This is a genomic window from Streptomyces sp. NBC_00388 (genome assembly GCF_036061255.1).
In the GTDB taxonomy this organism is placed as follows: domain Bacteria; phylum Actinomycetota; class Actinomycetes; order Streptomycetales; family Streptomycetaceae; genus Streptomyces.
The window spans coordinates 1,398,774-1,421,708 of record NZ_CP107948.1 but is presented as its reverse complement, the minus strand read 5'-3'; the positions used below and the strand labels follow the sequence as shown (position 1 = coordinate 1,421,708).

Here is a 22,935-nt window from a genome sequence, read left to right as displayed (position 1 = left end):
TCCGAGGGTCCACGCCTGCGGGCGTGGACCCTCGGCTTTTGACCGGACACCGCGGAGCGGTACGGTCGGCGATCGTGGAGCGTACTGCTGCGTTCCTTCGTACTTCTGCACTGCGTTCTTCCCGGGGGCCGCCCCCCGGCGGACACTCCCGGACCCCAGAGAGGGCGTCGATGGCGATCGCCAAGGCCGAGCGGCTCATGAATCTGGCGCTGTGCCTGCTCGGAACCAGGCGACCCCTCAGCAAGCGTGAACTGCGGGGGTCCATCGAGGCGTATCTGGAAGCCGGATCCGACGAATCCTTCAACCGGATGTTCGAGCGGGACAAGGACGATCTGCGCGAACTCGGTCTGGTCATCGAGACGGTGGAGAGCCTGGACGGGGACGCCGGATATCTGGCCCGCCGTGACAGCAACAGGCTTCCCCCGGTCGCCCTCGACGCCGAGGAAGCAGCCGCGCTCGGGCTTGCCGCCAAGGTCTGGCAGCAGGCCCGGCTGGCCGGCGCGGCCAGCGGCGCGCTGCAGAAACTGCGGGCCGCCGGCATGCCCGAGGCCGAAGATCCGTACGCCGTGCAGCACGGCGCCCTGGAACCGCGGATCCCGGTGCACGAGGCCGCCTTCGAACCGCTGATGCTGGCCTGCCGCGACCGCCGGCCGGTCGCCTTCGACTACCGCAAGGCCAACGCCGCCCGCCCGGAGGCCCGTCAGGTCGAGCCCTGGACGCTGGAGTGCTGGCGCGGCCACTGGTACCTCGCCGGGTGGGACCGGGAGCGAGGCGCCGAGCGGGTGTTCCGGCTCTCCCGTATCACCGGCAAGGTCCGTTCCAGGCCTGGTGTGTTCACCGCCGGGGTGCCGGACGTGGTGACCGTGCGCGAGACCGTGGAGACCTGGGCGGGCGAGACCGCGACCCGCAGCGCGCGGATCCGGCTGCGCCCGGGCGCCGGATACCCGCTGCGCTCCCGTGCGACCGCCGTCCGGGAACTCGGCGACGGGTGGGACGAGTTGGAGATTCCGTACGGGCACGGACTGGACGCCTGGCTGGTGGAGTTCGGCCCCGACGTGATCGTGCTGGAGCCCGCGGATCTGCGGGCCGACGTGGTGGACCGGCTGCGCGCCGTGGCCAAGGACTGAGGGACACGTGGCTACGAACGCGATCGACCAGACCCGCCGGATGCTCTCCCTGGTGACCTATCTGCGCGAGCGCCCCGGGGCACGCGTCGGTGATGTCGCGCGCGCCTTCGGCATCACCGAGGACGAGCTGATCTCGGACCTGGACGTGCTGCCCATGTGCGGGACGAGCTTCCGCGGCGGCGATCTGCTCGACATCGACACCGACGGCGAGTCCATCTGGTGGCACAACGCCGACGACGTGGCCGCGCCGCTGCGTCTCGCGGCCGACGAGGCCACGGCCCTGCTGGTCGCGGCCCGCGCGGTGGCGACGCTGCCGGGGCTCCGCGAGGGCGACCGGAAGGCGCTGCTGCGGGCCACCGCCAAGCTGGAGGGCGCGGCCGGGGACGCGGCGGGCGCCAGCTCCCGGCTCTCGGTGACCTTCGAGTCGGAGGGCGGTGTCTTCGCCGACGTCGACCGCGCCATCTCGGAGCGGCGCAGGCTCTGGCTGCGGTACTACTCGCCGGCCCGCGATGAGCTCACCGAGCGCGAGGTCGACCCGATCAGGCTCTTCGCCGTCGGTCATACGTACATGGAAGGCTGGTGCTACCTCTCCGAGGCACGGCGCACCTTCCGGCTGGACCGGGTCGCCGGGATCCGGCTGCTCGACGAGGCCTCCTCGCCCCCCGAGCTCGAACTGCGGGACCTGTCGGAGGGGCTCGTGCAGCCCGCGGCCGAGGACCCCGAGGTCGTGGTCGAGGTCGGCCCCGGCGGGCGCTGGGTCGCCGAGTACTACCCCCACGACAGCGCGGACGAGCTCGCCGACGGCGGGCTGCGCATCACCCTGCGCACCCCCGACCCCGCCTCGCTGCGCAGGCTCGCCCTGCGGCTCGGCCGGGACGGGCGCATCGTCTCGCCGCACGATCTGGCGGCCAGCGCACAGCTCGCGGCCCGCGAGGCGCTCGCGGCCTATGACGGGCAGGAGTAGAGAGTTGGGGAGAATGCCGGTTATGTCTGAATTCTCGGCACAAGTCGGCCCGATCGTCTTCCGGGCCGCCTGCCCCGACTGCCGCGGCCGCTTCGAGCTGACCGCGAGTGCGCTGCGGCTGGCGATCGGCGCCAGCCGGCGTACCACCTTCTACTCGTTCACCTGCCCCGAATGCGGCTCGTCCGTACGCAAACCGGCTGGTGAGCGGATTGTCGAGCTTCTCTCCTGCGGGGGCGTGCGGACGCTGCGCCTCCACTCCACTGTCTAGGGTGGTCACATGTTCTGGCCGATGACCGCCATCGTGCTGGGATTCCTCGGAATCGCCGTGCTCGGTGTGCTCGCCATCCGGGTTTTCGTCGAGGCCCAGCGCCTCGGCAGTCAAGTGGCGCGCGCCACACAGCAGATCGGGCAGGCCGCTGACGGGCTGGAACGCGCGGCCACCGGGCTCGCACGGAGCGGTGAAAGTTTGCGATAGGGCCTCCGGGCTCTGCTGCCCGGCCGTTTCGGGCGGTACGCTGCTGGTCGCGGGCCCGGGAGCGAGGCGCGGGCCGCAAGCGGGAGTCTGCACGGGCATTGCCCTGCGTTTACTCCCGCGGGTTACGATCGCTGCCAGCACGACGATCGGACTCCTGTCCGATCGGTCGGGCAGTCCCACCCCAGCCGCCTCGGTGAGAAGGTACAGCTTATGTTCGGAAGGCTCGGCGCCCCCGAGATCATCCTGATCCTCGTCGTCATCGTCCTGCTGTTCGGTGCGAAGAAGCTTCCGGACATGGCCCGTTCGCTGGGCAAGTCCGCCCGCATCCTCAAGAGCGAGGCCAAGGCGATGAAGTCCGACGGTCAGCAGACCGCCCCGGCCGACCCGCCGCACGACACGACCGACGTCCCGCGTACCATCCAGGCCGCTCCGGGAGACGTGACCAGCGCCCGTCCCGTGACCGAGCCTTCGGACTCGACCAAGCGCTGACAACCGGGCCGGAGCGGGCACCGCGGTGAGCGGCCGCCCGCCGCACAGATGAGGACGTGGGTTGCTCGTGTCTGCCCGCAAAGTGGAGAGGGATCCCGACGGGCGCATGCCCCTCGTGGAGCACCTGCGTGAGCTGCGCAACCGGCTGGCGAAAGGGCTGCTGGGGATCGTCATCGTCACGATCGTCGCTGCCTTCTTCTACAAAGACATCATTGAATTCTTCACCAACCCGGTGCTGCACGCGGTGGGCTGCCATTCGAGCTTCGCCGAACTCTCGCACAAGGAAGACGGGACCTGCGCACGGATCGTCCTGAACGGTCTGCTCACGCCGTTCACGCTCGCCCTCAAGGTCTCCCTCATGGCCGGTGTGGTGCTCTCCTCGCCGATCTGGCTCTACCAGCTGTGGGCCTTCGTCGCGCCCGGTCTGCACAAGCACGAGCGCAAGTACACCGTCGGCTTCGTGGCGGCGGGCTTCCCGCTCTTCCTGGCCGGCGGCTTCTTCGCGTACAAGACGCTCCCCACCATGGCGAAGGTCCTGCTCGACTTCTCCCCGGCGGGGCTCGACAACCAGCTGCCCCTCGACGACCTGCTCGACCTGATCACCCGGATGGTGGTCGTCTTCGGTCTCTCCTTCGAGCTGCCGCTGCTGCTCGTCATGCTGAACTTCGTCGGGATCATCACCGGCAAGCGGATGGCCGGCTGGTGGCGCGGGATGATCATGGGGATCACGGTCTTCGCCGCGGTCGCCACGCCCAGCACCGACCCGCTGACCATGCTGGCGCTGGCCGGGCCGATCTGGGTGCTGTACGGGGTCGCCACCGTCGTCTCCCTGCTGAACGACCGCCGCAAGGCGCAGCGTGCGGCGGTGGGTCCTGAGGACGACGAGGCGTCCGAGCTCGACCTCACGCCCGAGGATGTCGGCGAGGTGGAGACCGTGCCCGCCACGCGGGTGCCGGGCCAGGCAGGCAGTGAGGCGGACGGTTCCAGGTCCAGTGGTCTCGGCAGTTACGACGACGTCACCTGACCTTGTAGGGTCCGGCGGGTGACCAGCGAGATCACCCTCTTCGTCAATCCCACCGCAGGACGCGGCCGGGGCGCGCACGCCGCGCAGCCGGCCGCTTCCGCGTTGCGGGACGCAGGCTTCTCCGTGCGCACCGTGCTCGGCAGCGACGCGCCCGACGCCCTGCGCCGCGCACGTGAGGCCGTGCGCGGCGGGACCGGCGCACTCATAGCCGTCGGCGGGGACGGAATGATCAGCCTCGCCCTCCAGGCCGTCGCGGGCACCCGCACCCCGCTGGGGGTGGTGGCCGTCGGCACGGGCAACGACTTCGCCCGCGGGCTCGGGCTGCCGGTACGGGACCCGTCCGCCGCGGGCCGCTCGGTGGCCGCGGCGCTCAAGGGCGGGGACATCAGGGAGATCGACCTCGGCCGGGTCGTCCCGGGCGGCGCCGGCCCGGACGGCGCGGGGGCCGGCCGGCCGGGGGAGCGCTGGTTCGGGAGCGTGCTCGCCGCCGGATTCGACTCGCGGGTCAACGACCGCGGCAACCGGATGCGCCGGCCATCCGGACGGCTCAAGTACGACCTGGCGATGATCGCCGAGCTGGCCACCTTCCGGCCGCTTCCGTACCGGCTGTCGCTCGACGGCGGTCCGGTCCGCGAGATCGAGGCCACGCTCGTGGCCGTCGGCAACGGGCCGTCCTACGGCGGCGGCATGCGGATCTGTGCGGGCGCTGAGCCGGACGACGGCCTTCTCGACGTCACGGTGGTCGGTGCCTGCTCCCGCACCACCCTGGTCAGGGTCTTCCCGAAGGTCTACCGGGGCACCCACCTCGGCCATCCCGCGGTCAGCTCGTACCGGGTACGCAGGATCGAGCTGCAGGCCGCCGGGGTCACCGGGTACGCGGACGGCGAGCCGCTGGGGGCGCTGCCGCTCGCTGTGGAGTGCGTGCCGCGCGCGGTCCGGGTCATCGGCTGTTGAAATGCTGAAATAAAGATCGCGCTGACTGTCGGAGGCGGCGGGTAGGCTCGTTGACAAGATGACCGAGGACCTTTCGCCCGCTGAGCGTTATGCAGCCGCCCGCATCCGCGCTGTCGAAGAGGCCACTTCGCTGGCTCCCTTCCGCGGCATGTACGACTTCGATCTCGATCCCTTCCAGATCGAGGCGTGCCGGGCCCTTGAGGCAGGGAAGGGTGTGCTCGTCGCGGCGCCCACCGGCTCGGGCAAGACGATCGTCGGCGAGTTCGCCGTGCACCTCGCCCTGGAGCAGGGCCGCAAGTGCTTCTACACCACCCCCATCAAGGCCCTGTCCAACCAGAAGTACGCGGACCTGGCCAAGCGGTACGGGGCGGACAAGGTCGGACTGCTCACCGGCGACAACAGCGTGAACGCGGACGCCCCGGTGGTCGTCATGACCACCGAGGTCCTGCGCAACATGCTGTACGCGAGCTCGCAGGCCCTGCTGGGCCTCGGCTATGTGGTGATGGACGAGGTGCACTACCTCTCCGACCGCTTCCGCGGCGCCGTCTGGGAAGAGGTGATCATCCATCTGCCGGATTCGGTGACCCTCGTTTCGCTCTCCGCCACGGTGTCCAACGCCGAGGAGTTCGGTGACTGGCTGGACACCGTCCGCGGCGACACCGAGGTGATCGTCTCCGAGCACCGGCCGGTCCCGCTGTGGCAGCACGTGCTCGCGGGGCGCCGGATGTACGACCTCTTCGAGGAGTCGACGGACCACGGCGGCCGGGGCGGCGCCAAACGCGAGGTCAACCCGGACCTCCTGCGGATGGCCCGGCAGGAGAACCAGCGCACGTACAACCCGCGGGACCGCCGCCGCGGCAAGATGGTGCGCGAGGCCGACCGCGAGCGCGAGCGCCGCTCCCGCAGCCGTGTCTGGACCCCCAGCAGGGCCGAGGTCATCGCCCGGCTCGACGCCGAGGGGCTGCTGCCCGCCATCACCTTCATCTTCAGCAGGGCCGGCTGCGAGGCCGCGGTCCAGCAGTGCCTCTACGCGGGGCTGCGGCTCAACCCGGATGAAGCACGTCAGACGGTCCGGGAGATCGTCGAGGAGCGAACCGCCGCGATCCCGCGCGAGGACCTCCACGTCCTCGGGTACTACGAGTGGCTCGAAGGCCTGGAGCGGGGCATCGCCGCGCACCACGCCGGGATGCTGCCGACCTTCAAGGAGGTCGTCGAGGAGCTGTTCGTCCGCGGGCTCGTGAAGGCCGTGTTCGCCACGGAGACCCTGGCGCTCGGCATCAACATGCCCGCCCGCTCGGTGGTCCTGGAGAAGCTCGTCAAGTGGAACGGCGAACAGCACGCCGACATCACCCCCGGTGAGTACACCCAGCTGACCGGCCGGGCCGGGCGGCGCGGTATCGACGTCGAGGGCCACGCGGTGGTGCTCTGGCAGCGCGCCATGGACCCCGGCGCCCTTGCCGGACTCGCCGGTACCCGCACCTATCCGCTGCGCTCCAGCTTCCGGCCCTCGTACAACATGGCCGTCAACCTGGTGCAGCAGTTCGGGCGGCACCGGTCGCGGGAGCTGCTCGAAACGTCCTTCGCGCAGTTCCAGGCCGACAAGTCGGTCGTCGGGATCTCCAAGCAGGTGCAGAAGAACGAGGAGGGCATCGCCGGCTACCGCGAGGGCATGACCTGCCACCTCGGGGATTTCGAGGAGTACGCCCGGCTGCGCCGCGACCTCAAGGACCGTGAGACGGAGCTGGCCAAGCAGGGCGCCGTACAGCGGCGGGCCTCCGCCGCCGACGCTCTGGAGAAGCTCAGGCCGGGCGACGTGATCCATGTGCCGACCGGCAAGTTCGCCGGGCTCGCGCTGGTCCTGGACCCGGGGCTGCCGGCCGGCCGGGCCAACGGGCACCGGGGCTTCGAGGCGTACGACGGGCCGCGGCCCCTGGTGCTCACCGCCGAGCGCCAGGTCAAGCGGCTCGCTTCGATGGACTTCCCGGTGCCCGTGGAGGCACTGGACCGGATGCGGATCCCGAAGTCGTTCAACGCGAAGTCGCCGCAGTCCAGGCGTGATCTGGCAGCCGCGCTGCGGACCAAGGCCGGGCACATCGTGCCCGAGCGGCACCGCAAGCCGCGGGCCGCCGCCGCCGACGACCAGGAGATCGGCCGGCTGCGCACCGAGCTGCGCGCACACCCCTGCCACGGCTGCGACGAGCGCGAGGACCACGCACGCTGGGCCGAGCGCTACCACCGGCTGCAGCGTGACACCCGGCAGCTTGAGCGCCGGATCGAGGGCAGGACCAACACCATCGCCCGCACCTTCGACCGGATCTACGCCCTGCTGACCGAGCTGGACTACCTCAGGGGCGACGAGGCGACCGTGCACGGCAAGCGGCTGGCCCGGCTCTACGGCGAGCTCGACCTGCTGGCATCGGAGTGTCTGCGCGCCGGGGTGTGGGAAGGCCTCAACCCCGCCGAACTGGCCGCGTGCGCCTCCGCGCTGGTCTTCGAGGCGCGGCAGTCCGACGACGCGGTGACGCCGAAGGTCCCCGCGGGGGCGGCGAAGACCGCGCTGGCCGAGATGGTCAGGACCTGGGGCAGGCTCGACGCCCTGGAGGAGGACTTCAAGATCAATCAGACGGAGGGCGTGGGCCAGCGCGAGCCCGATCTGGGCTTCGCCTGGGCGGCCTACCAGTGGGCGTCCGGACGGGGCCTCGACGAGGTGCTGCGCGACGCCGAGATGCCCGCCGGTGACTTCGTCCGCTGGTGCAAGCAGGTCATCGACGTCCTGGGCCAGATCGCGGCGGCGGCCCCCGGTGAGAACAGCACGGTCTCGCGCAACGCCCGCAAGGCGGTCGACGCCGTGCGCCGGGGCGTGGTGGCGTACAGCTCGGTGGGCTGAGCGCGGCCGGCACGGTACGGCCCCGCCGGAGCAGGAGCGCTCCGGCGGGGCCGTACGCCGCTCAGCGGCCCGCTGCCCACTCGTCGTACGCGGTCCAGGCCCGCAGCGAGCGGCCGCTCTCGAAGCGGTGCTCGGTGCCGGTGACCGGATCGGTGAACTCCAGCACCCGGGCCAGCAGTTGCAGAGGCCTGCGGAAGTCGTCCGCGGGCGGGTCGGTGACCACCGGGAAGAACGGATCGCCCAGCAGGGGGACGCCCAGCGCGTTCATGTGGACACGCAGCTGGTGCGTGCGGCCGGTGACGGGCGTGAGCCGGTAGCGGGCGAGATCCCCGCTCCGTCCGGCCGCCTCGATCCACGTCTCGCTGTTCGGCTCGCCGGGCGTCTCGAAAGCGGCGACGATCCCCGGCACCTTCTCGATGCGGCTGCGGGAGACGTGCGGCAGTTCGAGGCCGGCGCGGTACGGGGCGACGGCCTCGTACTCCTTGTGCACCTTCCGGTCCCGGAACAGCGTCTGGTAAGCGCCGCGCTCGTCCGGCCGCACGGAGAACAGCACAAGGCCCGCGGTCAGCCGGTCCAGCCGGTGCGCCGGGCTGAGCGCGGGCAGGCCGAGATCCTTGCGGAGCAGGGCCAGCGCGGTCTGTGTGATGTGCCGGCCCCGCGGGGTGGTGGCGAGGAAGTGCGGTTTGTCGGCGACGACGATGTGCTCGTCGCGGTAACGCACGGTGATACCGAAGGGTACGGGCACCTCGTAGGGGAACTCCCGGTGGAACCAGACCGAGGAACCGGGCAGATAGGGCGTGTCGGCCAGGACCGGCCCGTCCGCCCCCACGAACGCGCCCGCCCGCAGCATGGCGTCCACTCCGGCCGCGCCGACCGGCAGCCGCTCGGCCAGGTGGTCCCTGACGGTGGCCCACGCGCCGTCGGCGGGAAGCCGCAGCCGCACCGCGTCGATGCCCTCACGCTGGGGCAGGGGGCCCGGGAGCCGGGAGGTCTTGCGTCTCATGGTGGCTCAAGAGTACGAGCGGCGGGCCCGTGGGCACACACCCGTCCCGCTCGCGCCCGCCTCGGCCCCGCGCCGTGGGACGCTTGGAGAGGTACCCGTACCTGCTCCGATGTGACTACTTCGGCATCAGCACCGAGTCGACGATGTACACCGTGGCGTTGGCCGTCGGGACATTCCCGCAGACCACGTTCGAGGCGTTGTTGACCTTGTACGAGACGCCGGAGCCCGAGGTGGTGAGGTTGCTCTTCTCCAGGGTCGGGTAGCTGCCGTTCTCCAGCATCTTCGGCGTGAGCTTCTTGCCGACGACGTGGTAGGTGAGGATCTTCGTGAGCATCGCCTTGTCGTTGAGGACCTTGTCCAGCTGAGCCTTCGGGATCTTGTTGAAGGCGTCGTTGGTCGGGGCGAAGACGGTGACGTTCTGGGCGTTGTTCAGGGTGTCGACCAGGCCGGCCTTCTTGACGGCCGTCACCAGGGTGGACAGCGCCGGGTTGTTCGAGGCGGCGGTCGCGACCGGGTCCTTGGCCATGCCGTTGAAGCTGCCCGCGCCGTTCTTCGGGACGGTGGCACAGCCCGGACCGAACGGCTTGCTGGTGTCCATCGCGTTCGACTTGGGCGCCGACGCCGAGGACGACTTGTCCGAGTTCGCCTTCGAATCGTCCTTCTTGTCGCTGGACGAGCACGCGGAGAGCGCCAGGGGAAGGGCGACCGCGCCGACGACGGCGAGCGTGATGCGGGGGAAGCGGGTGGTGCGCATGAGGGTCTCCTCGTGGAAAGGGATGTTCAGAAGGTCCGAAAGGGTGGTGCGCAGGCGGAGTGAGCCGCCGCTACGTAGCGCGTCGCGCAGCGGGTGTTCCATCCGGAACCCGGTGCGGCCGCATCTCTCCGAAGTGCACTCACGTCGGCTATTCGGCCCTGGTGCGGTTCCGGATTGGTCTCTCACCCGATCGAGTGACAGACCAATCCAGGTGGACCCCCGCTGCGAATGCCTGGTGAGGGGCGGTGCCCGCCCGACATGACTTACCGGAGGGAGCGGCATGGCAGACCAGAGGCGACGGACGGCAGTGGTGGGAAGCGGGGTCGCGGGGCTGACCGCCGCGCATGTCCTGCAGCGCGCGCATGACGTATCGCTGTACGAGGCGGACGACCGGCTCGGCGGCCACGCGCACACCCACGACATACCGTCGGCCGACGGCCGGGTGCATGCCGTCGACTCCGGGTTCATCGTCCACAACGAGCGCACCTATCCGCACCTGCTGCGGCTCTTCGCCGAACTGGGCGTGGAGACCCAGGAGTCGGAGATGAGCATGTCCGTGCGGTGCGAGGGGTGCGGCCTCGAATACGCCGGTGCACGCGGCCTGTCCGGTCTCCTCGCCCAGCCGCGCAACGCGTTCCGCGGCCGCTTTCTGCGGATGCTCACCGAAGTGCCGCGCTTCCACCGCCTGGCCCGGAAACTGCTGGAGGCCGGAGCGGGGGCGGAGGCACTGACCCTGGGGGAGTTCCTCGCCCGCGGCGGCTTCTCCCCGTACTTCACCGCGCATTTCATGACACCACTGGTCTCGGCGGTCTGGTCCTGCGACCCGGTGACCGCCCTCGGCCACCCCGCCGGCCCGCTCTTCCGCTTCCTGGACCACCACGGTCTCCTCTCGGTGACCGGATCCCCGACCTGGCGCACCGTGACCGGCGGTTCGCGCACCTATGTCGACCGGGTCGGCAAGGAACTCACCGCGCTGCACACCTCGACCCCGGTCCGCAGCGTCCGGCGCGACGCCGGCGGTGTCGAGATCACCACCGACGACGGGACGGCCGAGCGGTACGACTCGGTCGTCATCGCCGTCCACCCCGGCCAGGCGCTCCGCATGCTCGCCGACCCGACCGAGCAGGAGAGCAGCGTCCTGGGCGCCTTCCGCTACTCCCGCAACCCCACCGTGCTGCACACGGACACCACGATCCTGCCGCGCAGCCCGCGGGCCCGCGCCTCCTGGAACTACCTGATGCCGCAGTGCTCCGCCGGGGCCGACCGCGTCCAGGTCAGTTACGACATGAACCGCCTCCAGCGCCTCGACGCGCCCGAGACCTACGTCGTCACGCTCAACGGCGCGGACCGCGTCGCCGGGGACCGGGTGCTCGACCGCATGGTGTACGAACACCCCGTGCTCAGCGTCGAGTCGGTGGCCGCCCAGCACCGCCTGCCCGGACTGAACGGCCCGGTCACCGCCTACGCGGGGGCCTACCACGGCTCTGGATTCCACGAGGACGGCTGCCGTTCGGGCGCCGTCGCGGCCCGGGCGCTGGGGGTGAGGTGGTGAACGCCCTCTACCCGGTCACGATCACGCATGTGCGGACCACGCCGAAGCGGCACATCATGCACCACCGCACCTATATGTGGCTGATCGACCCCGGCGCGCCGCCGCGGCTGCCGCGCCTGTTGCGCCCGCTCGCCCGGTTCGACGCCCGCGACCACTTCGGCGGGGGCGACCCGGCCATCCGCGACGGCCTGGAGAAGTTCCTCGCCGCACGCGGTGTGGACCTCGGCGGCGGCAGCGTGCTGATGCTCGCCCACGCCCGGGTCCTCGGCCACGTCTTCAATCCGCTGACCGTCTACTGGTGCCGCGACGCGCGGGGGCAACCACTGTGTGTCGTCGCCGAGGTCCACAACACCTACGGCGAGCGCCACTGCTATCTGCTGCGCCCCGACCCGTCGGACCGGGACGTGGTGGCGAAGGAGTTCTACGTATCGCCGTTCTTCCCCGTGGACGGCGACTACCGGATGCGGCTTCCCGAACCGGGCGAGCGGCTGAACCTCGCGGTGCACCTCGAACGCGGCGACGCCCGTCCGTTCACCGCGACCGTACGGGGGGAACGCCGGGCCGCCACCCCGGCCGTTCTGCTGCGGGCGGCGCTCCGCCATCCGTGGTCGACCATGGCCGTCTCCCTCGGGATCCGGGTACATGGAATCTGGCTCTGTCTGCGCGGGCTGCCCGTCCAGCCCCGCCCCCGTCATCTGCCCCAGGAGGGCGTGAAGTGAGTGTTTCGGTTTCCCCGGCGTCTCCCGGTCCGGCAGGATCCCCCGGGTCCGCTCCCCCTTCAACAGCGCTTCACCGCACCGCGGTCGACGCCGGGCGCTGGCCGGACGTCGCCCGGCTGCCTGACGCGTCCTGGCTGCGTACGGCCGTCGCGGAACGTATCGTCCGCAGGGCGCTCGCCGGGCTCCCGCTGCGGGTGCGCCTCGCCGGCGCCGAGACACTCGGTCTCGGCGGCCCGCTGCTCGACGTGCACGACCCGAAGGCGTTCTTCCGCCGGATCGGCGCGGGCGGTCTGATCGGCTTCGGTGAGTCCTGGATGGCGGGGGAGTGGGCGGCCGCCGACCTGGTCGGTGTCCTCACCGTGCTGGCCGAACGGGCCGCCCGGCTGATCCCCGCGCCGCTCCAGCGGCTGCGCACCGTCTGGGCCAGGAAGCAGCCGGACGCCCAGCGCAACACCCCCGAGGGCTCGCGCGAGAACATCAGCCACCACTACGACCTCTCCAACGAACTGTTCGCGCTCTTCCTCGACGAGACGCTCTCGTACTCGTCGGCGCTCTTCCGCGGCTTCCCCGCCGACCGGTCGCTGCTGGCCGCGGCCCAGCACCGCAAGATCGACCGGCTGCTCGACGAGGCCGGGGTCGGCCCCGGCACCAGGCTGCTCGAAATCGGCACCGGCTGGGGCGAGCTGGCCGTCCGGGCCGCCGAACGCGGCGCCCGGGTGCGCACCGTGACGCTCTCCCGGGAACAGCGCGACCTGGCCGTCGAACGCATCCGCGCCGCGGGGCACGAGGACAGCGTCTCGGTGGAGATCCTCGACTACCGCCGGGTGGAGGGGAGTTACGACGCCATCGTGAGCGTCGAGATGATCGAGGCGGTCGGCGCCGAGTTCTGGCCCGACTACTTCATGACGCTGGACCGGCTCCTGGCGCCCGGCGGCCGGGTCGCGCTCCAGGCGATCACCATGCCGCACGACCGGATGCTGGCCAGCAAGGACACCTTCACCTGGATCCAGAAGTACATCTTCCCCGGCGGTCTGCTGCCCTCGACCGAGGCGATCGAGCAGATCACCGCCGGGCGGACGGCGCTGCGCGTCCAGCGCCGCGAGGAATTCGGCCCGCACTACGCCGAGACGCTCAGGCTCTGGCGCGAACGGTTCGAGGAGCAGGCGGGCGCCGTCGGCGCACTCGGTTTCGACGCGACCTTCCGGCGGATGTGGACCTTCTACCTCGCCTACTCCGAAGCGGGCTTCCGCTCCGGCTATCTCGATGTGCAGCACGTACTGCTCTCCAAGGAGGAGACCCACCGATGACGCGCCCTCAGACCCGGACCGGCGCCGCCCAGCAGCTGTTCCCGCTCGTCGAACAGCTCCTCGGCGGACGCCTTCCGCTGCGCCTGCGGGCCTGGGACGGCTCCACCGCCGGACCCGAAGGCGCGCCCGTCGTGGTCCTGCGCTCCCGCCGTGCCCTGCGCCGGCTCGTCTGGCAGCCCGGCGAACTCGGCCTGGCCCAGGCCTACGTCACCGGCGAACTGGACATAGAAGGCGACCTCGCCGACGGTCTGCGCACCGTGTGGGGCGCGGTCAGGGCCCGCGGGCTGCGCCCCCCGCAGCTCACCGTCGCCGACCGGGCCCGCGCGGTGCGCACCGCGCTGCGCCTCGGCGCGGTGGGCCCGCGCCCCGCTCCGCCGGCCGCCCAGGCCAGGCTGGGCGGCGCCCTGCACAGCAAGGCCCGCGACCGGGCGGCGATCAGCCACCACTACGACCTCTCCAACGACTTCTACCGCCTGCTGCTCGACGAGACGATGGCGTACTCCTGCGGCTACTGGACCAGCGACGAGGCCGGGTACGGCGCGGCCGACGCCCAGCGCGACAAGCTGGAACTGATCTGCCGCAAACTCGCCCTGACCCCCGGGGCCCGGCTGCTGGACATCGGCTGCGGCTGGGGATCGCTGACCCTTTACGCGGCGCAGGAGTACAAGGCGAGGGTCACCGCGGTCACGCTCGCCGCCGAACAGGCGGAGTACGTCAGGCGGCAGGTGGAGGAGCGCGGGCTGGCCGATCTGGTCGAGGTACGGCACTCGGACTACCGCGACATCACGGGCGGCGACTACGACGCGGTGTCCACCATCGAGATGGGCGAGCACGTCGGCGACGCGCAGTACCCCGGCTTCACCGCCACGCTGTACGGGATGCTCCGCCCGGCGGGGCGGGCGCTGGTCCAGCAGATGTCCCGCGGCGCGGTCGCCCCGGGCGGCGGCGCCTTCATCGAGGCGTACATCGCACCCGACATGCACATGCGCCCGCTGGGGGAGACGGTCTCGCTCCTGGAGGGCGCGGGACTCGAAGTACGGGCCGTGGAGTCGCTCCGCGAGCACTACACCCGTACGGTCGCCGCCTGGGAACAGACCCTGGAGGAGCGCTGGGAGGAATTCCGCGCGCTGGTCGGCGAGGAGACGGCCCGGGTCTGGCGGCTCTATCTGGTGGGCGGCCGGCTCGCGTTCGAGGAGCGCCGGATGGGCGTGGACCAGATTCTCGCCGTACGGCCCGACGCCGGCGGCGGCAGCGCGATGCCCGCCACGCTGCGCGACTGGTACGCCGGGGACGCCGGCCGGTGAGCGGCTACCCGTGGGGCGCGTTCGGCGTGGGGGCCGGCGCCGCGGCCGCCGCCGCGCTCGCCGTCATGCTCCTGACCTTCGCCGTCGCGGTGGTCAGGGGGGTGCACCGGATCGTCGACATCGCCTGGGGGCCGGCGTTCGCCGCGGTCGCCGTCGTCTCGTACGCCGTGTCGGCGGGAGAGGGCGGCGACGGTGCGCGGCGGCTCGTGGTCACCGCGCTGACCGTCGTCTGGGGGCTGCGCCTCGGCATCCACATCGCGCTTCGCGGGCGCGGCCACGGCGAGGACCCGCGGTACGAGGCGATGCTCGCCAAGGCCCCGGGCGACCGGAACCTCTACGCGCTGCGCAAGGTCTATCTGCTCCAGGGCGCCCTGGTCCTGCTCGTCTCCCTGCCGGTCCAGGCAGCGCAGTACCTGCCGGGCGCGATCGGGCCCGCCGGGTACGCGGGCTGCGCGGTCTGGCTGACCGGGCTGCTCTTCGAAGGGGTCGGCGACCGCCAGCTGGCCCGCTTCAAGGCGGATCCGGCGCACCGGGGGCGGATCATGGACCGCGGTCTCTGGTCCTGGACCAGGCACCCGAACTACTTCGGTGACTTCTGTGTCTGGTGGGGGCTCTTCCTGCTCGTCTGTGACGATCCGGTGGTGGCCGCGGCCACCGTGGTGAGCCCGCTCGTGATGAGTTTCCTGCTCATCGGCGGAAGCGGGAAGCGGCTGCTGGAGCGGCACATGGCGGACCGGCCGGGCTTCGCCGACTACACCGCGCGGACCAGCGGGTTCTTTCCCCTGCCGCCGAAGCGGAGCTGACGGGGCGGAGGGTACGACAACATGGAGGAGGGGGAGCCCGGCTGGGCTCCCCCTCCTCCATGTGCTCACTGCCTTATGTGCTCACTGCGGCAAAGTGCGCCGCCGCGGGTCCGGTCAGGCCGCGAACTTCATGAGGGCGAGCGGGGTGGTCGTCGGCGCCTTGGAACCGCCGGCCGGTTCCACCGTGATGCCCATCCCGGCAGCGGAGTCCACCGAGCCCTCCATGAGCACGCTCTCGGAGGAGGACGAAGGATTCAGCAGACCGGCGGAGCGCATCGTTCCGTTGTCGTCGAACCAGAGCTGGTAGACCTTGTCACCCGGCGGTTTCGGCAGCCCGGAGGCGAGGAAGGCCGCCTTGTCCCTGGTGTGCGAGACGACCACTGTGCCGGTCGCCCCGTCCGTCAGCCTGCCCGTGGTGACCTTGGCGTCCGGCGCGGCGAGCACATCGGCCAGCGCGCGGGCCTGCTGCTGCGACTGCGCCGCGTCGGTCCTCGCGTCCCCCGCCTCCTGGTGCTGCCACACCGCGACCCCGCCGAGACCGACGGCGGCGGCGAGACAGGCGGCCAGTGCGAAGCGGGAGAGCGAGCGCCCGCCGCGTACGGGCCCGCCACCGCCGCGGTGCTGCTGAGGCAGCAGTGGTGCCTCCTGGCGCTCGGTGGCGATCCGCCGCAGGACCTCCTGCTTGAGAGCGGGGGGCGGGGTCACGGTGACGGCGAGGGCCAGCCGGCCCGCCGTGGCGGACAGCTCCCGGACCTCCTGGGCGCAGGCGGAGCACACCTGCAGATGCTGCTCGAATTCGGCGCGTTCGCCCGGCTCCAGTGCGTGGAGCGCGTAAGCGCCGGTGAGTGTGTGCAGATCCGCTGTCATCATGCGCTGACCCCCAGGCAGTCGCGCATCCGGATGAGTCCGTCGCGCAGTCGAGTCTTGATGGTGCCGAGCGGTACGGAGAGCAGTTCGGCCACTTCCCGGTAGGCAAGGCCCCTGTAGTACGCGAGCGTCACCGACTCGCGCTGCACCTCTGTCAGAGAGCTCAGACAGCGGCGAACCTGTTCCCGTTCCAGCCGGGACTCGACCTGCTCGACGACCTCGTCGAACGCGGGCGTCCGGTCGAGCAGTGCGGCGCGGTGCTCACGGTCCGAAGCGGCCTGGGCCGAGCGGACCCGGTCCACCGCACGGCGGTGCGCGAGCATCAGGACCCAGTTCATCGCCGAGCCCCGGTCGGGCTGGAAGCGTGCCGCGCTGCGCCACACCTCCAGGAGAACCTCCTGGGCCACCTCTTCGGACTGCGCGGGATCACGCAGTACCGCGCGCACCAGTCCGAGGACGGGACCGCACACGGAGTCGTACAGACGCGAGAACGCGTCCTGGTCCCCACGGGCGACCATGGCGAGCAACTGCTGCAGATCAGGTCCCGCCGAAGCGGCTCCGCTGATGTGTACGGCTTCTTTCACGCGGCGTTCCTTCACAGGGCGGGCATGCGGTATACGGGTTCTCGCGGGGTATTCGGAGCGAGTGCGGCCGCGGATTGGTCAAGCGTACGAATCGTTCGGCGTCACCAGTTCTCCGCCTCGCGTCCGCGCGGCCGGGGGCGCCCGGCCAGGCGCGCGCGGAAGGCGCCCCGGCGCAGCGGAAAGCCCCGGCCCGCGAGCGCACGCTCGCGGGCCGGGGCTTTCCGCTGCCGGTGGTCAGCCCGCCTGCTCCTGCTCCGCCTCGACCCTGGCGTTCCACTCGCGCTTCACGGCGCGCCAGCTGTCGTCGTCCTGCCCCAGGCGCCAGTAGCCCGAGATGGAGAGCCGTTCGCGGGGGATCCCCCGGTCCAGCCGCAGATGGCGGCGCAGCTCCTTCACGCAGCCGGCCTCTCCGTGCACGAACGCGCTGACCTCGCCTGCCGGGAAGTCCAGGGCCTGCACCGCATCGACCAGCGCGGCGCCCGCAGGGCGCCCGCCGCGGTGCAGCCAGCGCACCCCGACGCCGTCCGGTGCCTCGATCTTCTGCTCCTCGTCGGGGCCCGACACCTCGACGAACGCGTGGACCACGGCCCCCGCGGGCATCCGCTCCACCGCGGCCGCGATGGCGGGCAGCGCGCTCTCGTCCCCCACCAGCAGGTGCCAGTCCGCGGCCGGATCCGGTGCGTAGCCGCCGCCGGGGCCGAGGAAACGGACCGTGTCGCCGGGCCGCGCGCCGGCCGCCCACGGGCCGGCCAGCCCCTCGGTGCCGTGCACCACGAAGTCGACAGTCAGCTCGCGCAGCGCCGGGTCCCAGGACCGCACCGTGTACGTACGGGTGACGGGCCACTGCTCGCGCGGGAGCTCCTCGCGGATCCGGGCCATGTCGAACGGCTCCGGATAGCTCACGCCCGCGGGCGGGAAGAGCACTTTGATGTAGTGGTCGGTGAACTCCGAGGCGTCGAAAGCGCCCAGACCCTCACCGCCGATGACGAGACGGACCATGTGCGGAGTGATCCGCTCGGTGCGGATCACCTGTGCCTCATGGGCCTGCGGTGTCTTTCGGGCCGGTGCTTCCGCCACGGACAGCTCCCCTGATCGTCATGGTTAGGCTCACCTAAGTTAGCACCTCAGCCCTGCAGGGTGGAGAGCAGCCGCTGGAGCGATCCGCCCAGACCCCAGAGGGCCGCCTGCTGCTCCAGGGTGGCGGGGTCGCGCGGCTCGGAGGGCAGCGCGGGATCGAACGGCGGCAGCGGCACGTCCGATGCCACCCGCACCACCTTCGGCGCCACGGCCACATAGGGGCGTGCCTCGTCCAGCTTCCGGCGCTGCGAGGGGGTCAGCGCGGACGCCGGGTCGCCTGCCGCGGCCATGATCCCGTCCAGGTCCCCGAAGGCGTCGAGCAGCTTCGCCGCGGTCTTCTCACCGATCCCCGGGACGCCGGGCAGCCCGTCGCTCGGGTCGCCCCGCAGCAGTGCCAGGTCCACATAGCCCTGGCCGGTCACCCCGTACTTCTCGCGCAGCAGCGCCTCATCGGTGAGCTGGAGGCTTCCCACGCCCTTCAGCGGGTACAGCACCCGCACGCCCCGGGCGTCGTCCACCAGCTGGAAGAGGTCGCGGTCACCGGTGACGATGTCGACCGGGCCGGTGGCCCGGCCGGCGAGCGTGCCGATCACGTCGTCCGCCTCGTACCCCGCGACACCCACCCGGGCGATCCCGAGGGCGTCCAGCACCTGCTCGATCATCGGCACCTGCGGGGCCAGGGTGTCGGGGGTGTCCTCCTCGTCGGGGCCCTGTTCCGTCTCCTGTGCCACCCGGTGCGCCTTGTACGAGGGGATCAGATCGACCCGCCACTGCGGACGCCAGTCCGCGTCCATGCAGGCGACCAGGGAGTCCGGGCGGTGGTCCTGGACCAGGCGGGCGATGAAGTCGAGCAGCCCCCGTACGGCGTTGACCGGGGTGCCGTCCGGGGCGCGGACCGAGTCGGGGACCCCGAAATAGGCCCGGTAGTAGAGGGAAGCGGTATCGAGGAGCATCAGGCGTCGCGTCACACCCCGATGATGCCGTACGCCACCGACAGCCACCCCGAGTGAGCTGCGTCACTCTTCTGTTTGAGTTGTGTAAAGAGGGGCAGGCGCCGCCACGGAGCGGAACCAGTAGCAGATTCAAGTATTGCGAGGGTGAAGCGGACCGATCCCGCGCCGCTCCACGACCTGTCGACACGGGGGTGATGGGTCGTCTTCGTTCAAACGCGTGAGGTGTATGTGTCCAGGCTGCAAGCCGACCACTTGTACAAAGTGTTCGGCAGACGACCCGATGAAGCCGTGGGGAAACTCGAGAACGGCACCGGCCGCGATGAGCTGCGCGGTGAGGGGACGACTGCTGCGGTCATCGACGCATCCTTCACCGTCGAGCCCGGCAACATCTTCGTCGTCATGGGTCTCTCGGGGTCCGGCAAGTCCACGCTCCTGCGGATGCTCAACGGGCTCCTCGAGCCGACCGCGGGCCGGGTGCTCTTCGACGGTCAGGATCTGACCGCTCTCAGCGACGGCGAGCTGCGCGAGGTGCGCTCCAGGAAGATCAGCATGGTCTTCCAGCACTTCGCGCTCTTCCCCCACCGCAGCGTCCTGGAGAACGCCGCCTACGGCCTGGAAGTACAGGGTGTTCCCCGTGCCGAGCGCGAGAAGCGGGCGGCCGAGGCCCTGGAGATGACGGGTCTCGCGGGCTGGGAGAAGTCCTGGCCCGACGAGCTGTCCGGCGGTATGCAGCAGCGCGTGGGCCTGGCCCGCGCCCTCGCCACCGACGCGGACCTGCTGCTGATGGACGAGTCCTTCAGCGCGCTCGACCCGCTGATCCGCCGCGACATGCAGGACCAGCTGCTGGAACTGCAGAAGCGGCTGAAGAAGACGATCGTCTTCATCACCCACGACCTCAACGAGGCCATGCGCCTCGGCGACAGCATCGCGGTCATGCGCGACGGGGAGATAGTCCAGCTCGGCACCGCCGAGGACATCCTCATCACGCCGGCCAACGACTACGTCGCCTCCTTCACCAAGGACGTGGACCGCACCCGGGTCCTCACCGCTGCGGCGATGATGACCGACGCGCACCGCCCCGACGCGGGCGACTGCGGCTGCGAGACCGTCACCCCCGACACCACGTTCGCCGACCTGTGCGGCGTGAGCGCACGCGTCCCGCACCCCGTGGCCGTGAAGAACGCCCAGGGCAAGCTGGTCGGTGTCGTACAGCAGTCCCGTCTCATAGGTTTCCTCGGCGAGTACGCCGAAGCCCCGCTGGCCTGCGACGCGGCCCCCAAGAACAAGGCGGTCGCCAGTGCCTAGGTTCCATTTCGGCGACTGGGTCGAGAACATCGTCCAGTGGCTGCAGAATCACGTCGGCTGGCTCTTCGACGCGATCAACAGCGTTCTCACGAACATGTACGACGGCGTCAACGCCGTGCTGGGCGGCGGTGAACCGCTGCTCATGGCGGGCATCTTCGCCGTCCTCGCCTTCTGGCTCCGCGGCCTGGTGCCGGCGGTGCTGACCTTCGTCGGCTTCGCTCTCATCGACTCCCTCGCCCTCTGGGACGACGGGATGGAGACGCTGTCGCTGGTGATCGTCGCGGCCGTCATCACGATCGTGATCGCGGTACCGATGGGTATCTGGGCGGCGCGCAACGCGAAGGTCGGTGCCGCGGTCCGCCCGGTGCTCGACGTCATGCAGACGATGCCCGCCTTCGTCTACCTGATCCCCGGCGTCATGTTCTTCGGCGTCGGGGTCACCCCCGGCGTGATCGCCACGATCGTCTTCGCGATGCCCCCGGGTGTCCGGATGACCGAGCTCGGCATCCGGCAGGTGGACGGCGAACTGGTGGAGGCCGCCGAGGCCTTCGGCACCTCCCCGCGCAACATCCTGCGCCGGGTCCAGCTGCCCCTGGCACTGCCGACGATCATGGCCGGTGTCAACCAGGTCATCATGCTCGCCCTGTCCATGGTCGTCATCGGCGGTATGGCCGGCGCCGGCGGTCTCGGCGAGAAGGTCTACGCCGCCATCACCCAGCTCCAGGTCGGCCTCGCCGCCGAGAGCGGGGTGGCCGTGGTCATCCTCGCCATCTACCTGGACCGGATGACCGGCGCCCTCAACCTGCGGGTCTCGCCGCTCGGCCGCCGCGCCGCCGCGAAGGCGGCCGCCCTGGCCCAGCGGTGGAGCTTCACGCACTACCGTCCCGGCACCACCGTCGCCATGATCGGCGTCGTGATCCTCGGACTCGTCGCGGGAGGCATGAACCTCGGTTCGGCCTCGGACAGCGGCAGCTCTTCGCAGGCGGGCTCGGACGTCGGCCACGGCAAGCAGATCAAGATGGGGTACATCCCCTGGGACGAGGGCATCGCCTCCACGTTCCTGTGGAAGGAGCTCCTGGAGCAGCGCGGCTACACGACCGACGTCAAGCAGCTCGACGCCGGCCCGCTCTACTCCGGTGTGGCCCGCGGCGACATCGACTTCCAGACGGACTCCTGGCTGCCGACCACGCACAAGGACTACTGGAACAAGTACAAGTCCCAGCTCGACGACATGGGCAAGTGGTACGGCCCGACGTCGCTGGAGCTGTCCGTGCCTTCGTACGTCAAGGGTGTGAAGTCCCTGGCGGATCTGAAGGGCAAGGGCAAGGAGTTCAACGGCAAGATCATCGGCATCGAGTCGAGCGCCGGTGAGATGGGCCTGCTGAACAAGAAGGTCCTGAAGTCCTACGGGCTGCAGGGTGAGTACAAGGTCGTGTCGTCGAGCACGTCGTCGATGCTGGCGCAGCTGAACCGCTCCATCAAGAAGAAGGAGCCGGTCGTCGTGGTGCTGTGGTCGCCGCACTGGGCGTACGGCAAGTACGACCTGACGAAGCTCAAGGACCCGAAGGGTGCCTGGGGCAAGAGCGACTCGATCCACACCGTCGCGCACAAGGGCTTCGACAAGAAGGACCCGACGGTCGCGAAGTGGCTGAAGGACTTCAAGCTCTCCGAGGGCCAGCTGACCAGCCTGGAGAACGCCGTCCAGGCCGCCGGCGAGGGCCACGAGCAGGACGGTGTGCGCGCCTGGCTGAAGAAGAACCCCGGCATGGCCGGCAAGCTGGCGCCGGTGGCGAAGGGCGCGGGTGCCCCGCAGAAGGGCAAGGACGCCGGCAAGAGCGTCAACCTGGGCTTCTTCCCGTGGGACGAGGCGATTGCCTCCACCTACCTCTGGCAGAACATCCTGGAGGACCGCGGTTACAAGCCCAACGTCAAGCAGCTCGACCCGGGTCCGCTGTACACCGCGCTGGCGCAGGGCCAGGAGGATGTGCAGTTCGACTCCTGGCTGCCGACGACCCACAAGCAGTACTGGGACAGATACAAGAGCAAGCTGACCGATGTCGGCTCCTGGTACGGGCCCACCTCCCTCGAACTGTCCGTGCCTTCGTACGTCAAGGGTGTGAAGTCCCTGGCGGATCTGAAGGGCAAGGGCAAGGAGTTCAACGGCAAGATCATCGGCATCGAGTCGAGCGCCGGTGAGATGGGCCTGCTGAACAAGAAGGTCCTGAAGGCTTACGGGCTGCAGGGTGAGTACAAGGTCGTGTCGTCGAGCACGTCGTCGATGCTGGCGCAGCTGGACCGCTCCATCAAGAAGAAGGAGCCGGTCGTCGTGGTGCTGTGGTCGCCGCACTGGGCGTACGGCAAGTACGACCTGACGAAGCTCAAGGACCCGAAGGGTGCCTGGGGCAAGAGCGACTCGATCCACACCGTGGCCCGCAAGGACTTCGGCAAGGACCTGCCCGAGCTGAACGGCTGGCTGAAGAAGTTCAAGCTCAGCGAGGACAAGCTCAACTCCCTGGAGGTCGCGATCCAGAACGGCGGTGCGGGCAAGGAGAAGCAGTCCGCCCGCAAGTGGCTCGACGCCAACCCGGGCCTGGAGGACAAGCTGGCGCCTGTCGGCAGCTGATCCGACTCTCCCGCAGGAGATCTTCCGCGGAAGGCTCACCCGCAAGGGGTGGGCAACGCCACCGGCGTTGCCCACCCCTTGCGGTGTTTCCGGCCGCTCCGCCGTCAACGCCTTCGCCGGTGCCGGTACTTGGCGGCGGCCGGGAGCGGGGGCCTGTGGGCCCG

The 22,935-nt window shown here is 70.6% G+C and carries 21 protein-coding genes; 15 read left to right on the top strand and 6 right to left on the bottom strand.

Annotation, left to right across the window (positions count from 1 at the left end):
• Window positions 1-170 precede the first annotated feature (170 nt).
• The 8 genes from OG917_RS06505 (at window position 171) to OG917_RS06470 (ending at window position 7,920) form a co-directional block, all read left to right on the top strand.
• Window positions 171-1,127, top strand: a complete 957-nt coding sequence (locus OG917_RS06505; protein WP_328316575.1) for a helix-turn-helix transcriptional regulator — start codon at window positions 171-173, stop codon at window positions 1,125-1,127.
• A gap of 7 nt (window positions 1,128-1,134) precedes the next feature.
• A complete protein-coding gene (locus OG917_RS06500) occupies window positions 1,135-2,091 on the top strand; it encodes a helix-turn-helix transcriptional regulator (protein ID WP_328316574.1) in 957 nt (318 codons plus the stop codon).
• A 22-nt stretch (window positions 2,092-2,113) separates the two neighbouring features.
• Complete coding sequence (locus OG917_RS06495; RefSeq protein ID WP_328316573.1) at window positions 2,114-2,359, top strand: hypothetical protein; 246 nt, start codon at window positions 2,114-2,116, stop codon at window positions 2,357-2,359.
• Window positions 2,360-2,368: 9 nt separating this feature from the next.
• The gene (locus tag OG917_RS06490) at window positions 2,369-2,566 is read left to right on the top strand and encodes a hypothetical protein (protein WP_164263922.1); all 198 of its coding nucleotides are present in this window, start codon (window positions 2,369-2,371) and stop codon (window positions 2,564-2,566) included.
• Window positions 2,567-2,776: 210 nt separating this feature from the next.
• A complete protein-coding gene (gene tatA / locus OG917_RS06485; RefSeq protein ID WP_328316572.1) occupies window positions 2,777-3,055 on the top strand; it encodes a Sec-independent protein translocase subunit TatA in 279 nt (92 codons plus the stop codon).
• 61 nt (window positions 3,056-3,116) lie between these two features.
• Window positions 3,117-4,079, top strand: a complete 963-nt coding sequence (tatC, locus tag OG917_RS06480; RefSeq protein ID WP_328316571.1) for a twin-arginine translocase subunit TatC — start codon at window positions 3,117-3,119, stop codon at window positions 4,077-4,079.
• An 18-nt stretch (window positions 4,080-4,097) separates the two neighbouring features.
• Entirely contained in the window at window positions 4,098-5,033 is a 936-nt protein-coding gene (locus tag OG917_RS06475) for a diacylglycerol kinase (protein ID WP_328316570.1), read from the top strand.
• A gap of 58 nt (window positions 5,034-5,091) precedes the next feature.
• Complete coding sequence (locus tag OG917_RS06470) at window positions 5,092-7,920, top strand: DEAD/DEAH box helicase (RefSeq protein WP_328316569.1); 2,829 nt, start codon at window positions 5,092-5,094, stop codon at window positions 7,918-7,920.
• Between the two features lie 61 nt (window positions 7,921-7,981).
• Here OG917_RS06470 and OG917_RS06465 read toward each other — a convergent pair whose 3' ends face one another.
• Window positions 7,982-8,923 (bottom strand): RluA family pseudouridine synthase, encoded by a 942-nt coding sequence (locus OG917_RS06465; protein ID WP_328316568.1) that lies wholly within the window; start codon window positions 8,921-8,923, stop codon window positions 7,982-7,984.
• 115 nt (window positions 8,924-9,038) lie between these two features.
• Window positions 9,039-9,677 carry a fasciclin domain-containing protein gene (locus tag OG917_RS06460; RefSeq protein ID WP_328316567.1) on the bottom strand — a complete coding sequence of 213 codons (639 nt, stop codon included), beginning with the start codon at window positions 9,675-9,677 and terminating at the stop codon, window positions 9,039-9,041.
• Window positions 9,678-9,957: 280 nt separating this feature from the next.
• Between OG917_RS06460 and OG917_RS06455 the strand changes: the two genes are divergently transcribed.
• Genes OG917_RS06455 through OG917_RS06435 form a run of 5 tightly spaced genes read left to right on the top strand, consistent with a single transcriptional unit; the run spans window position 9,958 to window position 15,362 of the window.
• Window positions 9,958-11,229, top strand: coding sequence for an NAD(P)/FAD-dependent oxidoreductase (locus OG917_RS06455; RefSeq protein WP_328316566.1), 1,272 nt, complete (start codon window positions 9,958-9,960; stop codon window positions 11,227-11,229).
• Window positions 11,226-11,948, top strand: coding sequence for a DUF1365 domain-containing protein (locus OG917_RS06450; protein ID WP_328316565.1), 723 nt, complete (start codon window positions 11,226-11,228; stop codon window positions 11,946-11,948). The genes OG917_RS06455 and OG917_RS06450 overlap by 4 nt, the downstream gene beginning before the upstream one ends.
• On the top strand, window positions 11,945-13,255 hold the full coding sequence (locus OG917_RS06445) for a class I SAM-dependent methyltransferase (protein WP_443058913.1): 1,311 nt from the start codon (window positions 11,945-11,947) through the stop codon (window positions 13,253-13,255). The genes OG917_RS06450 and OG917_RS06445 overlap by 4 nt, the downstream gene beginning before the upstream one ends.
• The gene (locus OG917_RS06440) at window positions 13,252-14,559 is read left to right on the top strand and encodes a cyclopropane-fatty-acyl-phospholipid synthase family protein (RefSeq protein ID WP_328316563.1); all 1,308 of its coding nucleotides are present in this window, start codon (window positions 13,252-13,254) and stop codon (window positions 14,557-14,559) included. The genes OG917_RS06445 and OG917_RS06440 overlap by 4 nt, the downstream gene beginning before the upstream one ends.
• Complete coding sequence (locus OG917_RS06435) at window positions 14,556-15,362, top strand: DUF1295 domain-containing protein (protein ID WP_328316562.1); 807 nt, start codon at window positions 14,556-14,558, stop codon at window positions 15,360-15,362. The genes OG917_RS06440 and OG917_RS06435 overlap by 4 nt, the downstream gene beginning before the upstream one ends.
• Window positions 15,363-15,476: 114 nt before the next feature.
• On the opposite strand, the gene OG917_RS06430 is transcribed toward OG917_RS06435, so the two are convergent.
• The 4 genes from OG917_RS06430 to OG917_RS06415 all read right to left on the bottom strand — a co-directional run bounded on the left by OG917_RS06430 (window position 15,477) and on the right by OG917_RS06415 (window position 18,843).
• On the bottom strand, window positions 15,477-16,232 hold the full coding sequence (locus OG917_RS06430) for an anti-sigma factor (RefSeq protein ID WP_328316561.1): 756 nt from the start codon (window positions 16,230-16,232) through the stop codon (window positions 15,477-15,479).
• Entirely contained in the window at window positions 16,229-16,813 is a 585-nt protein-coding gene (locus OG917_RS06425) for a sigma-70 family RNA polymerase sigma factor (RefSeq protein WP_328316560.1), read from the bottom strand. The genes OG917_RS06430 and OG917_RS06425 overlap by 4 nt, the downstream gene beginning before the upstream one ends.
• 234 nt (window positions 16,814-17,047) lie before the next feature.
• Entirely contained in the window at window positions 17,048-17,890 is an 843-nt protein-coding gene (locus OG917_RS06420) for a siderophore-interacting protein (RefSeq protein WP_328316559.1), read from the bottom strand.
• Between the two features lie 47 nt (window positions 17,891-17,937).
• On the bottom strand, window positions 17,938-18,843 hold the full coding sequence (locus OG917_RS06415; RefSeq protein WP_328321691.1) for a 5'-3' exonuclease: 906 nt from the start codon (window positions 18,841-18,843) through the stop codon (window positions 17,938-17,940).
• Window positions 18,844-19,065: 222 nt separating this feature from the next.
• On the opposite strand from OG917_RS06415, the gene OG917_RS06410 reads away from it, so the two are divergent.
• Both OG917_RS06410 and OG917_RS06405 read left to right on the top strand, forming a co-directional pair.
• A complete protein-coding gene (locus OG917_RS06410) occupies window positions 19,066-20,148 on the top strand; it encodes a quaternary amine ABC transporter ATP-binding protein (protein WP_328316558.1) in 1,083 nt (360 codons plus the stop codon).
• A complete protein-coding gene (locus tag OG917_RS06405) occupies window positions 20,141-22,771 on the top strand; it encodes an ABC transporter permease/substrate binding protein (RefSeq protein WP_328316557.1) in 2,631 nt (876 codons plus the stop codon). Before OG917_RS06410 ends, OG917_RS06405 begins: the two co-directional genes overlap by 8 nt.
• Window positions 22,772-22,935 lie beyond the last annotated feature (164 nt).